Origin of the sequence: Trinickia caryophylli, from assembly GCF_034424545.1 — a bacterium.
Classification (GTDB): Bacteria; Pseudomonadota; Gammaproteobacteria; order Burkholderiales; family Burkholderiaceae; genus Trinickia; species Trinickia caryophylli.
This window is the reverse complement of the sequence record NZ_CP139970.1, coordinates 4,100,141-4,113,265: the sequence shown is the minus strand read 5'-3', so window position 1 is coordinate 4,113,265 and position 13,125 is coordinate 4,100,141. Positions and strand designations below refer to the sequence as shown.

Below are 13,125 nucleotides of genomic sequence, written 5' to 3'. Positions count from 1 at the left end.
GATCAGACTGCCGTCTGCTCGCCGCCGCGCGCCTGCGCTTCGGCTTCCGCCATCGCCTTGCGCAGGCTCAACGGACGCATGTCGGTCCATACTTCGTCGACCCACCGCAAGCATTCGTCCTTGAGCCCCGACTTGCCGGCGGCGCGCCAGCCGGCCGGTATGGCCTTGTACTCCGGCCAGATCGAATACTGCTCTTCGTCGTTGACCACAACGACAAACCGCGTGCTCTCGTCGCCCCAGCTCATGGCCCTCTCCATCGTTCGTAATGAAAATGCAATTCATTCTCATTACGAATTTAGGATAGGAGGGTCGATGCTGTCAAGGCGCTTTTTGCATAGTTTTTTGAACGGCCGTCTCGTTGGCCTTTGCTGGCACGTAAGCATGCCCCCGCCGCCGGCTTTCGAACACGAACGCGAGGGAAGCAGCCGCCGGCGGGCGGCTGCCGGGTCATTGCTTCGGCGTCACGCCGCCTTCAGCAATCCGTGCGGATCGATGACGAATTTGCGCGCGGCCCCTCCATCGAATTGCTTGTAGCCCTCCGGCGCCTCGTCGAGCGAAATCACCGTGACGTTGACGATCTCGGCAATCGGCAGGCGATCGAACAGAATGGCCTGCATGAGATTCCGGCTGTATTTCAGCACGGGCGTCTGCCCCGTATGGAACGAGTGCGACTTCGCCCAGCCGAGCCCGAAGCGAATGCTGAGGCTGCCATGCTGCGCGGCGACATCCTTCGCACCCGGGTCGTCGGTCACGTACAAGCCCGGAATGCCGATCGCACCGGCGGGCCGCGTGATCTCCATCAGCGAATTGAGCACGGTCGCGGGCGCCTCCTCCGCGTGGCCCGACGCACCGTGACCGTGTGCCTCGAAGCCTACGCAGTCGACGGCGCAGTCGATTTCCGGCTTGCCGAGAATCTGCGCGATCTGATCGCCGAGCGTCGCGTCCTTCGAGAGATCGACGACTTCGAAGCCCATTGCCTTCGCGTGCGCGAGACGCTGCTCGTTCATATCGCCGACGATCGTGCATGCGGCGCCGAGCAGGCGCGCCGATGCGGCAGCGGCCATGCCGACCGGCCCCGCCCCCGCGATATAAACCGTGGAACCCGGCTTCACGCCCGCGCTCACCGCACCGTGATAGCCCGTCGGCAGAATGTCCGAAAGGCACGTGAGATCGCGGATCCTGGCCATCGCGCGATCGCGGTCGGGAAACTTCAGCAGATTGAAGTCCGCGTACGGCACCATGACGTACTCGGCCTGCCCGCCTATCCAGCCGCCCATGTCCACGTAACCGTATGCGCCGCCCGCCCGCGACGGATTCACGTTCAGGCACACGCCCGTGTGCTGCTCCTTGCACATGGCACAGCGCCCGCAGGCAACGTTGAACGGGACCGACACGAGATCGCCGGCCTTCAGCGTCTCCACGTCGCGGCCCACCTCGATCACTTCGCCCGTGATCTCGTGACCGAGCACGAGGCCGGCCGGGGCGGTCGTGCGACCGCGCACCATGTGTTGATCCGAGCCGCAGATGTTCGTGCTGACCACCCTCAGGATGACGCCGTGGCCGATATCGCGCCCGCTCGGGTCGACCATCTTCGGGTAATCGATCTTTTGCACCTCCACCTTGCCCGGGCCGAGATATACGACACCTCGATTACTACTCATCGCACTGTCTCCTTACTTTTGCTGTGGCGTTGCCGCGCACCGGCTGAGGCACGGCTCTCCGAGCGTAGCCGTTCGTGCGGCCCCCCGACCATGCAGGAACCGACAGGCGTTTGAACGACGCCGACATCGGGCTCGATCGCGCCTTCCGAACGAACGGGGGCGGACACGCGCAAACCCGCATCGTCTCGGGCTTCGACGCGCTTCGCCCACGTGGCAATGCGCGTCTACCCCATGTCAACTATTCGCAAAACCTGCCGACAACCTGTCTTGCGGGCCGATCCTCGCCATGCTCTCGGGTTTTTTATGGGGCGGGAGACGGGACCGTCAAAACGTAGGGGAATGACGTGGTGAAATTTCGCAATTCGATCGCCTTCAGAATCAGCGTGGCGTCCGGCGCCGCGCTGGCTATCACAGTGGCATTGTTGACGATGGTGGGCGCGCTGAACGTTCGCCGGCAAGCGGTCGATGCGTTCGAGCAGTCGAGCCGTGCAAGAATCCAGCAAGCGGACGAATCGCTCGACGGGCTCTTCAAGGAAGTCGAACAGAACCTCACGTACCTCGCGAGGACCGCGCAACTGCAATCGGCCGACAACACGCTCGTCGATTACATGACGCACAGCGACACCATGACGCCCGAGTCCAACGGGCCGGTCGAGCGCGCGATCTTTGCGCTGCTCAAGGCGTTCGGCGACAGTCACCCGAATATGCGGTACCTCGACATGGGAACCAAATGGGGCGGCTACGTGCAGTGGCCGATCGAGAGCTTCAATGGCGCCCACTACGACCCGCGCGTGAGACCCTGGTACCAGCTTGCGATGACCGCCCCCGACAAGGTCGTCAGGCCCGCGCCCTATTTGAATGCGTCGTCGGCGGGCGGCGCCATCATTTCATTCGCCAGCGCCGTAAAGAATCCGCAGGGCGAGGTCATCGGCGTCCTCGAAGGCGACATCACGCTGGACGGTTTCGCCAAGCTCACGAACGGTATCCGCTTCGGACAGACCGGCTATCTCATCGTCGTCGACAACAACGGCAAGATCCTCGTCGATCCGCGCGACAAATCGCATGAATTCAAGGAGATGAAAGGTCTCGGCGACGGCTACCAACAACTCGCAGCGGCCGCGGACGGCCTTGCGACCGTGGACATGAACGGTGCGTCGTACCAGGCCTTCACCTATACCTCGCCGCGAAACGGCTGGAAGTACTACGCGCTCATTCCCAACGCGGAAATGATGGCGGCGGCCAATCGCCTGACCGCGACGTTGATCGGCGTGGGCCTGCTCGTGCTCGCGGTGGCGCTCGCCATCACCGTCGCGCTCGGCCGCAAGATGACCACGCCATTGCGCAAGCTGGCCGGCTCGATGTACGAGATCGCCTCCGGCGACGGCGACATGACGCGCCGCCTGCCCGCGCAAAGCAGCGACGAAGTCGGGCATTTGGCCACGCAGTTCAATGCGTTCGTCGAGAAGCTGCATGGCGTGCTCGTCAAGGTCATGGCCAGCAGCCGCCACTTCGAACTCGCCGCCGGCGAGGTATCCGCAGGCAACGGCGATCTCTCGGCACGCACCGAGCAGCAGGCCGCCTCGATCCAGCAAACGGCCGCGACGATGGAGCAGCTCGCCAGCACCGTGCGCGATACGGCCCGGCAGGCGAAGGACGTCAACGAGGTGGCCACCACGGCCGTGGACGTCGCCCGCCGCGGCAACGAGGCCGTCTCCACGGCATCGCGCACGATGGATGCGGCCGTCGAACAGTCAGCGCGCATCGTCGGCATCGTTGCGATGATCGAAGGCATTGCATTCCAGACCAACATCCTCGCGCTGAATGCAGCCGTGGAGTCGGCCCGTGCCGGCGAAAGCGGCCGTGGGTTCGCCGTCGTCGCCTCCGAGGTTCGCAACCTCGCACAGCGCTCGACCACGGCGGCCAAGGAGATCAAGGATTTGTTGGAGTCGTCGGTGGACAACGTGAGGACCGGTGCCGAGCAGGTCAGCCTCGCCGGCCGGACGATCGCCGAACTCACCGACGCCATCGCGAACGTCGCCAGCATCACGACCGACATCTCGGCCTCCGCGCTCGAGCAAAGCCGCTCGATCGACGAGATCAACCAAGCCGTATCGCTGATGGACCGCTCGACGCAGCAAAACGCAGCGCTCGTCGAAGAGATTGCGGCCGCATCGGAGTCCCTCAGCTCGCAGGGTCGCGAGCTGCATACCACGGTGGGTTTCTTCAAGCTCGACTGACCCGACCAGCCGACTGCCCCGCACGGCATCGACTCACGCAGGCAGGCGCCGCGCAGCAATGCTGCGTGCCGCCTGCCTTTTGTCTTTTGGCGTCTTGCGCCGCTTCGTGCGGTCTCTCACAGGCAGTACGCGAAAGGGCATCGACAATGGACGCATGGACGGGTGTATGCCGTCACGCCGCGACGTCGCTGTTTTCACGCGCGGCGTGCGGCGTCCCACCCGCATATGACGATCGAACGGGGGCAAACCGTGTGTTGCCTGAAACCAAGGGCCTCGGCCCTGACCAAGCGCTGTGCCGCCGCGGCGGTTGTCTGCTTCCTTGCCGGTGCGTCGATGCCGCTCGCCGCACGCGCCGCCCCGCCCGCCGCCTCTTCCGCCTCTTCCTCCACCGGTTCTTCCACCGCCTCTTCCGCGCGAACCGCTTCCCCGCTATCGGGCGGCAGCGCTGCGCGCTCCGCACCCGATTTCGCCACCATCGTCGAGCGTTACGGCCCGGCCGTCGTCAATATCGGCGTCTTGCGCGAAGGCGAGGAACAGGCGATGGCGCCCGAACTCGACAACCTCGCACCCGATGACCCGATCGCCGCGCTCCTCCCTGCTCCCGCTGCGGGGCAGGCATCCCGGCAGAACCGGGCCAGGGAGCCCCGTGTCGCCCGGAACGGCGGGTCCGGCTTCATCGTCAGCGCCGATGGCCTCGTGGTGACGACCGCTCATGTGGTCAACGGCGCCGACGACGTCATCGTGACGCTCACGGACCGGCGCCGGTTCAAAGCGCGCGTACTTGGCGTCGACCCGCAAAGCGACATCGCACTGATTCAAATGCAGGGCGCATCGAGGCTCCCGACGGTTCGGCTCGGCGATGCTTCCCGCGTGCGCGCCGGCGACGAAGTACTGGCGATCGGCGCGCCGGACGGTCCCCAGAATACCGTCACCTCGGGGCTCGTCAGTGCCACGCCGCATGTGCGGCCGGATGGCACCCGCTTTCCGTTCCTCCAGACCGATATTGCCGTCAACCCCGACAATTCGGGCGGCCCGCTCCTGAACCGCAGTGGCGAGGCGATCGGGGTGGACATCCAGATCTATGCCGATTCCGAGCGATTCAGAACGATGACGTTCGCTGTACCGATCGAGGCTGCCGTCAAGCTGCGTGCGCGGTTGCGGGGAACCGGCGCGACGTCGGCCGAACCCGGCATTGCCGCACAAGACCTCGACCCCGGCCTTGCGGCAGCCTTCGGCGTGCCGCGCGCGCAAGGCGCGCTCGTGACCGCCGTGCCGGGCGCCGCACCCGGTGCCGCAAAAAACGGCCTGAAAGTCGGCGACGTCGTCACCCAGGTCAACGGCAAGCCCGTCGCACAGGCCGCGGACCTGCGCGACGCGCTCGACGCACTCGCGCCCGGCACCAAAGCCACACTGCGCATCATTCGCGGCAAGAAGCCTATGACGGTGACCGTCGTCGCGAGCGCGGCGGCGATCGCGGCCCCTGTCGGCGGCGGCGCGGTCGCTACCGCCGCCGAGGAACTCGAACGCGTCGGTCTGAGCGTTCATCCGCTCGCCGAGGCGGAAAAGCGCGCGGGCGGCCCCGAAAGCGGTCTCGTCGTCGATGCCAGCACCGGACTGGCGGCCAACGCGGGCATTCAGCCGGGCGACCTCGTGCTGTCGGTCAACGGCACGCCGGTCTCGTCGCGCGAAGGCCTGGCAACGCTGCTCGCGACTGGCGGCAAGGGCGTGGCGCTGCTGATCGAACGCGAGAACGTGCGCAGCTTCGTACCGCTGGAGCTCAGGTAGCGCTCAGGTGGCGCTCAGGTGGCGCTCAGGTGGCGCTCAGGTGGCGCTCAGGTGGCTCTCAGGCAGCCATGCCCTCGCCTGCCTGCCGCTCGACGGGAAATCGGACCCGCGCGGACATGATTTACCCTGAGTCGGGTGGCGCACTGCGGGACTTTCACCAATAATCCCCGCATATCGACTTCAGGATGAGGCCGGCCATGGATTATCCACCCGAAGCCATCCGGACCGTCGCGCTCGTCGGCCATGCCGGTTGCGGCAAGACTTCGCTGATCGAGGCGCTGCTGCACCGGGGCGGCGCGATCCACGCCGCGGGCAGCGTCGAGCGCGGCACGACGCTATGCGATTCCGACCCGCTCGAGCGCAAATACCATCATTCGCTCAATTCCGCGATCGCCCACCTCGACCACGACGGCACCCGCATCCATTTCGTCGACACGCCCGGCTACCCCGATTTCTGCGGACTCTCCATCAGCGCGCTACCCGCCGTGGAAACGGCGGCGATCGTCATCAACGCGCGCACCGGCATCGAAATGACGACCCGCCGGATGATGGCCTGGGCCGAGACGCGCAAGCTCTGCCGCATCATCGTCGTGAACGGCATCGATGCGGAAAAGGTCGATCTTCCCGAGCTGCTTGCGCAAATCCAGGATGCATTCGGCAGAACGTGTCTGCCGATCAATCTGCCTGCGCGAGGCGCGCAAAGCGTTGTCGATTGCTTCTTCAATCCTGCCGGCGAATCCGACTTCCTGACGGTGGCGTCGGCACACGATGCGCTCGTCGATCAGGTGATCGAACTCGACCCGCGACTGATGGAGCTCTACCTCGAGCAGGGCGAGACGATCGGGCCCGAACAGTTGCACGCACCGTTCGAGCGGGCGCTGCGCGAGGGACACCTCGTGCCGATCTGCTTCACTTCGGCACAAACCGGCGCAGGCATTCGCGAACTGCTCGACGTACTCGTAAAGCTGCTGCCGAATCCGCTCGAGGGCAATCCCCCGCTTTTTTACCGCGACGTCGACGGCCGCCGTGAAACCGTGCAGACGCAGCCCGACCCGGACAGGCACGTGCTCGCGCACGTCTTCAAGATCGTGATGGACCCGTACGTCGGCAAGATGGCGGTCTTTCGCGTTCATCAGGGCACCGTGAGGCGCGACAGCCAGCTTTACATCGGCAACGCGCGCCAGCCGTTTCGCATGGCGCACCTGATGCTGCTGCAAGGCAAGGATCACGTGGAGATTGCCGAGGCGGGCCCGGGCGAAATCTGCGGCACGGCGAAAGTGGACGAAATCGGCTACGACGCGGTGCTGCACGATGCGCCCGAGGACGGCAACATCCATCTGCTGCCGCTCGCGTTCCCGACCCCGATCTATGGCCTCGCGATCGAGCCCGAGCGGCGCGGCAACGAGCAGCGTTTATGGGAAATTCTGCAACGGCTCGCCGCGGAGGACCCGTGCCTGAAGATCGAACATCCCGTCGGCACCAATGAAACGGTTGTTCGAGGGCTCGGGGAATTGCACCTGCGGCACATGCTCGAGCGGCTCACCGAGCAATACAAGCTGGCCGTGCTCGCCCGCCCGCCTCGCATTTCGTACCGGGAAACCATCGGCGCACGCGCCGAGGGGCATCATCGGCACAAGAAACAGACGGGCGGAGCCGGTCAATTCGGCGAAGTCATGCTGCGCGTGGAGCCGCTGCCACGCGGCGCGGGGTATGAATTCGTCGATGCGGTCAAAGGCGGCGCCATACCGGGCCAGTTCATGCCGGCGGTGGAAAAAGGCATCCAGCAAGCCATGGAGAGCGGCCCGCTCGCCGGTTTTCCGATGCAGGACGTGCGCGTCACGGTATTCGACGGCAAAAGCCATCCGGTCGATTCGAAGGAAGTGGCCTTCATCGCGGCGGCGCGCAAGGCATTCATCGATGCCGTGCTCAATGCTCAACCGGTGTTGCTCGAACCCATCGTCGACATCGAGGTGATGACGCCCGAGGCGGCGATGGGCGACATCATCGGCGATCTCTCGTCGCGCCGCGCGCAAGTGCACGGCACGCGTGCGCTCGCAGGCCATGCCATCGCCGTGGCAGGCAAGGTGCCGCTGGCCGAGATCGCCGATTACCAGTCGCGTCTGAACGCGATCGCGGGCGGCGACGGCAACTACAGCATCGAATTCAGCCACTACGATCCGGTACCGCCGAACCAGCAGGAGCGGCTGGCTGCACAGTACGGGAAACGCGGCGGCGGCGGCGGCGCCGGCGAGTGAGTGCCGCCGGGCGGGCGCGCGAGGCCGAGCCCGCCCGGCACAAGCCCGTTGGCACAAGCCCTTCTGGCACGGGCGTTGCGCGCCTTTCCGTCGTGTTCAACCACATCAGGAGCATCGAATGGACGTGCGCCGCCAACAAGACATCGCCACGCTGCTCTCCCCTCCAACCGGCCCCTGCCTGACGCTGTGCCAACCGGTGCACGGCTCGTTTCCCGAGAGCAAGCAAGACGTACTGCGCTACCGGCGCCTGCTCGCGCGGCTCGGCGAACGCGCCTGCGAACAGTACGGAAAAAACGTGGCCGAGCCCGTCATCGCACGTTTCGAAGCGCTGATCGACGACCGCGGGTTCTGGGATCACACCTTCAAGGGGTTGGCCGTATACGGCGGGCCCGACGTCTTCCATGTCGTGCGCCTCGACGCGCCGGTGGCCGAGCGCATCGTGGCGGCCGACAGGTTCTATCTGAAGCCGCTGATCGAGCAGTTCCAATTCGCCGATCCGTTCCAACTGCTGCTGCTTTCGCGTCACAACGCCGCGCTCTACCAGGGTGACGTCCGCGGCCTTGCACCCGTCGACCTGCACCCCACGATTCCTCGCAGCGCTGTCGATACGGCGGCCACCGCCCCCGAAAGCGAAGATCGCGCGCAAGCGGTCAAGGGCGGCGAAAATCGCGGCGATCGCTCTACCTCGCACCATGGCGGTGGATCGAAGCACGACGTCGTGAACGAGGACGAAGAGCGATTTTTCCGGATGGTGGCGCGCGGCGTTTGCGAGCATCACTCGCAGCCCACGAAGATGCCGCTTCTTTTGGCCGCGACACCCGAGCATCAGGCGCTGTTCAGGCGCATATCGTCGAATCCGTATCTGCTCGAGGAACGGATCGACGCCTATCTCGGCGACGCGAAGCCCGACGAACTGGCCGCCGCCGCGGCACGCGCGCTGTCGGAGCACTTCCGCAAGCCCGTGGAGGCGCGCCTGAACGAATACCGGGAGGCGTACCCGAAGGCGCTGGCAACCGACGTGGCTGCGGAGGCCATCGAAGCCGCGCACGAAGGACGCGTGGGCGCACTGCTCGTGGAAAGCGACCAGCAGGCTAACGGCCAGACCGAAAGCGAGGCACAGCTTGCCGCCCCGACGAGCCGTGGGCATCGCGAAGTCGATACGCTGCTCGATGACGTCGCACAGGAAGTGCTGCGCACCGGGGGCGAAGTCATCGTACTGCCCGCCGAGCGCATGCCCTCGCATACGGGGCTGGCTGCGATCTATCGATATCGCGGCGGGCCGACGCAGAGCGCGAGCGCGCCGCGGTGACGCTTGCGGCGTTACGCCCGCGCCCGCCTGAGTAAGAGTAAGACGCTATGGGCTTGGTCCGGGAGACCACCCCGTCGCGGCAAAGCCGCCCGACGGGAAATTCATGCCCGGCGCACCCGGACAAACGCATGTGACATCCTGACAGCCACCCGGCCTCCGCTCTGCCCGCCATGTCGCCGCCCTTCTTCACCATTGGACATTCCACGCGCACGCTGCCCGAGTTCATCGAGTTGCTGAAGGCGTCGGATGTCCGGCTGCTCGTGGACGTGCGCAGCATCCCGCGCTCGCGCACAAATCCGCAGTTCAACGAAGATACCCTGCCCGAGGCGCTCGTTGCGGCCGGCATCGACTATCGGCACTTGATCGAGTTGGGCGGGCGACGGTCGCGCATGCGCGACGTCGCCCCGTCGCAAAACGGTTATTGGACCCATCAAGCGTTCCATAACTACGCTGATTACGCGACGACCCAACCGTTTCTCCACGGATTGAGCGTGCTGCGGGAACTCGGCCATCGGCAACGCTGCGCGATCATGTGTTCGGAGGCGGTCTGGTGGCGCTGCCATCGCCGCATCATCGCTGACTACCTGCTCGCCCGTGGGGAGAAGGTTTGGCATATTCTCGGCGCGGGCCACGTCACGGAGGCGACGATGACGCCCGGCGCGCGAGCACAGCCCGACGAGACTTTGGCGTACCCGGCGGAGGCGGCAGCCGGTTGACCGACCGAAACGCAATTATTCGCAATTATTCGATTGACACGCCGAGGCGGACCGCTACAATAGCGGTCTTCGCTGAACGCACACCTGCCCAGGTGGCGGAATTGGTAGACGCACTAGGTTCAGGTCCTAGCGGTGGCAACATCGTGGAGGTTCGAGTCCTCTCCTGGGCACCAGAAAAATAGATCCAGACAATTGCTGGATGATGGTCACGAAAAAGTCCGCTCTCTTGCGGACTTTTTGTTTTTGGGGCGCCTTAAAGATGCTCGCGTTCCGCGATAAGCCGACGCGCGGGGTCTTCAATTGCACGCGCGACGTCTCGTCCCACATCCTGTTGCACTGGGTCATTCATCCGCGCAACAACGGATATCACCTGTGGCGGTCCACCTCACGGTAACGCTCAACAGGCCCGCTATTCGATATCGACGAGACGTGACTCGAGCAGGCGCGCGAGCGCCAGGCCACCCTCGCGCATGATTGAATCGTGATAAGTGAGCCAAGAAAAAGCGGCACGTGCCAGGCGCAACCTCGCCCGGGCCGAGCGTGCAGCCGGGAACCGACATGACCTCGTCTAAGCGCATGACCGACGGCATAAACGACAGATGACATCAAAGTGCTATAATTGACGTCATTGAAAGCACGGATGGAGATGTGACAATGGCTGTTCTGACTGTACGCAACGTGCCGGACGAGGTGCATCGTGCCCTAAGGCTTCGTGCTGCGCAGCACGGGCATAGCACCGAGGCCGAGGTTCGAGAAATTCTTTCAAGCGCGGTAAAGCCGGAAAAGCGTGTGCGCTTGGGCGATGCTTTGGCGGCCTTAGGTCGCAAGGTTGGCCTAACAAATGAAGACTTGGCGATCTTTGACCAAACACGGGACAAGACACCGGCTGAGCCGATGAGGTTTGAATGATCGTTCTGGATACCAACGTGGTTTCCGAAGCGATGAAACCTGAGCCGGACGCAACCGTTCGAGCATGGCTCAACGAGCAGACCGCCGAAACCCTGTACTTGTCGAGCGTGACGTTAGCCGAGCTGCGGTTTGGTATTGCGGTGCTGCCGACCGGTAAGCGTAAAAGCGCCCTAACTCATTCAGTGGATGGCTTATTCGGCCTGTTCGAGGGACGTGTGCTGCCGTTTGACGTCAACGCTGCACAGCACTATGCCGAACTGGCAGCGACGGCAAGAAAGAGCGGGCGCGGCTTCCCGACACCGGACGGCTATATCGCCGCCATTGCCGCCTCGCGAGGGTTCATCGTCGCGTCCCGCGATACCTCGCCCTACGAAGCAGGCGGACTGCAGGTTATTAATCCCTGGATCCCTACGACCTGATATCTGCCCGATCAGTTGAAGCGCGGTGTACACGTTCCGTGTACCGGCGGAATTTTTGTACAGCTGCGATTACCGACACTGGTTGACTGAGCTCAAGCAGCGGGTCGAGTTCGCACGCCAACGTGCAGCGGCAAGTGTGAATCGCGAGCTGGTCACTCTGTACTGGCAGATCGGGCATGATATTTTGGACCGTCAACAACGCCAGGGCTGGGGCGCAAAGGTCATCGACCGGCTTGCACGGGATCTAAAGGCGGCTTTTCCCGACATGCAAGGATTTTCACCGCGCAATCTGAAGTACATGCGGGCATTGGCCCAAGCATGGCCGACGCCGGCAATTGTGCAACAGGCCGTTGCACAATTGCCTTGGTCTCATATCGTGACCTTGCTGGACAAGCTCAAGGAGCCGAGCGCACATTTCCCACAACGGCTGCTTGACCCGCCGAACGATGCCGCAACGCTACATCGAGCTCGGTTGCCGTGGTAGTCCGGCATTCGCGGTCGACGGCCTCAACGGCCGTGATGTGTATTTAACGACTGCTGTTTCACAATGCGGCTCACATAAACGTATGCGTGGCAATCGCGGTCACGCGGCGCTCCATCCGGCGAGCAAAAATCGTTGGAGCTCGCCGCGCTTCATCGGATGGCGAGCAAGCATGTCCGCCAGTTCGTCGCCTTCGATCAATTCCACGTTCAAGACATCGGCTTGCTGTCTGGCCGCGCCGGTTGCATTCGACATTGAACTACGTCAGCCCCATGACGTTCGAAAAGAATTGGGCCGCCGCTCAGCGAGGGCAAGCGGCCTGATAGATGCAGCTATGGGATTCGTGAAACAGGGGCAAGGTCAGTACGCCCGATGTCTCGAAGCATTGGGCATTCGTGTCCGGGGCTTCGATGATTTCGATCACGTCCAATGCGCGGAAATCATCTGGGTTGCCAGTGAGAAACGGCAGATGAGGTTGACGAGCCTGAACCGCGATCGAGAGATTGTTATAACGCGGGCGCGTACATGACCTTCGGTGGCATTTGCGGATAGGCCGTTTTGCGGATCTCGACCCGTCAGCGCGGGATCTCTCGTGCAGTCTCATCTCACATGCCCGGACACCAGCCTGAAGAACGGCTCCCCGGCCAGACGGCTGCGTTGCATGGGCCCTCCGTCCTCGCGCGAACTCATATGCTCGTTGCGATACGACACGTATCGCCACTGCGGAGCCACCGCGTCCGACGCCGGGGGGATACCGGGCGCGATCCCGGCCTGCGACAGCATAGCTTCGATTTGATCGATCAAGGCGCGCACCCGGCTTAGGTCTCTTGACGAGTACGCGGTTCCGTTACTCGGCTCGACATACAGCGTTATGTTCGCGCCATGCGACACGCGGGTATCTTTCAGCTTTGCCACCCGCCTGGTATCCACGATTTTCCATTGATCGATCGGGCTATCGTCCGAAAATAGCAACCCTGCTATCGTATCGAATGCATCCTCCACGCGCGATTCGTCGACGCTCACGTGCAGTTTGTCTCCGCTACTTGGACTGGATTGCCGCCGCAACGCGTTGATGAATACGTCCGAGGGCCGCTTGAAAAGCGCGAAGCCGGCATGCAGCTTCATATATCCGCCACTATTCATGGCGCCATAGGTAATAGGGTCGCGGCTTGGCTTCAACTCGCTCTGGCTCATCTGCCCGAGTTCACGTGCGAGAGCGTCGAACTCCGTGATCAACGACGAGCGTATTTGACTGCCGCCTTGCGGTAACGATACGGCACCAGAGGTGGTAGAAGGTGATACGTCGGCGTGATGCGCGGTGCCCGGCGTCACCCGCTTTCGCTCCGACTCATC

At 63.8% G+C, this 13,125-nt stretch carries 11 protein-coding genes, 1 tRNA gene and 1 pseudogene; 9 read left to right on the top strand and 4 right to left on the bottom strand.

Features of this window, described 5'->3' with window-relative positions; all coding sequences use genetic code 11:
* Nucleotides 1-2: 2 nt before the first annotated feature.
* Nucleotides 3-245, bottom strand: a complete 243-nt coding sequence (locus tag U0034_RS18605; RefSeq protein ID WP_085229580.1) for an MbtH family protein — start codon at nt 243-245, stop codon at nt 3-5.
* Nucleotides 246-461: 216 nt separating this feature from the next.
* Entirely contained in the window at nt 462-1,661 is a 1,200-nt protein-coding gene (fdhA, locus tag U0034_RS18600) for a formaldehyde dehydrogenase, glutathione-independent (RefSeq protein WP_085229579.1), read from the bottom strand.
* A gap of 347 nt (nt 1,662-2,008) precedes the next feature.
* Here fdhA and U0034_RS18595 point away from each other — a divergent pair, with 347 nt between their 5' ends.
* The 9 genes and pseudogenes from U0034_RS18595 to U0034_RS18555 form a co-directional block, all read left to right on the top strand.
* Entirely contained in the window at nt 2,009-3,898 is a 1,890-nt protein-coding gene (locus tag U0034_RS18595; protein WP_085229608.1) for a methyl-accepting chemotaxis protein, read from the top strand.
* A gap of 225 nt (nt 3,899-4,123) precedes the next feature.
* Nucleotides 4,124-5,683 carry a trypsin-like peptidase domain-containing protein gene (locus tag U0034_RS18590; RefSeq protein ID WP_233211973.1) on the top strand — a complete coding sequence of 520 codons (1,560 nt, stop codon included), beginning with the start codon at nt 4,124-4,126 and terminating at the stop codon, nt 5,681-5,683.
* Nucleotides 5,684-5,880: 197 nt separating this feature from the next.
* Nucleotides 5,881-7,938, top strand: a complete 2,058-nt coding sequence (gene fusA / locus U0034_RS18585; RefSeq protein WP_085229578.1) for an elongation factor G — start codon at nt 5,881-5,883, stop codon at nt 7,936-7,938.
* 118 nt (nt 7,939-8,056) lie between these two features.
* A complete protein-coding gene (locus tag U0034_RS18580; protein ID WP_085229577.1) occupies nt 8,057-9,247 on the top strand; it encodes a baeRF3 domain-containing protein in 1,191 nt (396 codons plus the stop codon).
* Nucleotides 9,248-9,417: 170 nt separating this feature from the next.
* Entirely contained in the window at nt 9,418-9,963 is a 546-nt protein-coding gene (locus U0034_RS18575; RefSeq protein WP_085229576.1) for a DUF488 domain-containing protein, read from the top strand.
* An 86-nt stretch (nt 9,964-10,049) separates the two neighbouring features.
* A tRNA-Leu gene (locus tag U0034_RS18570) sits at nt 10,050-10,136 on the top strand.
* A gap of 481 nt (nt 10,137-10,617) precedes the next feature.
* A complete protein-coding gene (locus tag U0034_RS18565; RefSeq protein ID WP_085229574.1) occupies nt 10,618-10,872 on the top strand; it encodes a FitA-like ribbon-helix-helix domain-containing protein in 255 nt (84 codons plus the stop codon).
* Entirely contained in the window at nt 10,869-11,291 is a 423-nt protein-coding gene (locus U0034_RS18560; protein ID WP_085229573.1) for a type II toxin-antitoxin system VapC family toxin, read from the top strand. The genes U0034_RS18565 and U0034_RS18560 overlap by 4 nt, the downstream gene beginning before the upstream one ends.
* Nucleotides 11,292-11,373: 82 nt before the next feature.
* Nucleotides 11,374-11,697: pseudogene (locus tag U0034_RS18555) on the top strand (DUF1016 N-terminal domain-containing protein); the annotation flags it as partial.
* 177 nt (nt 11,698-11,874) lie between these two features.
* On the opposite strand, the gene U0034_RS18550 reads toward U0034_RS18555, so the two are convergent.
* Nucleotides 11,875-12,027 carry a hypothetical protein gene (locus U0034_RS18550; protein ID WP_162800996.1) on the bottom strand — a complete coding sequence of 51 codons (153 nt, stop codon included), beginning with the start codon at nt 12,025-12,027 and terminating at the stop codon, nt 11,875-11,877.
* A gap of 345 nt (nt 12,028-12,372) precedes the next feature.
* Nucleotides 12,373-13,104 (bottom strand): type III secretion system effector phosphothreonine lyase, encoded by a 732-nt coding sequence (ospF, locus tag U0034_RS18545; RefSeq protein WP_158243537.1) that lies wholly within the window; start codon nt 13,102-13,104, stop codon nt 12,373-12,375.
* Between the last annotated feature and the right edge of the window lie 21 nt (nt 13,105-13,125).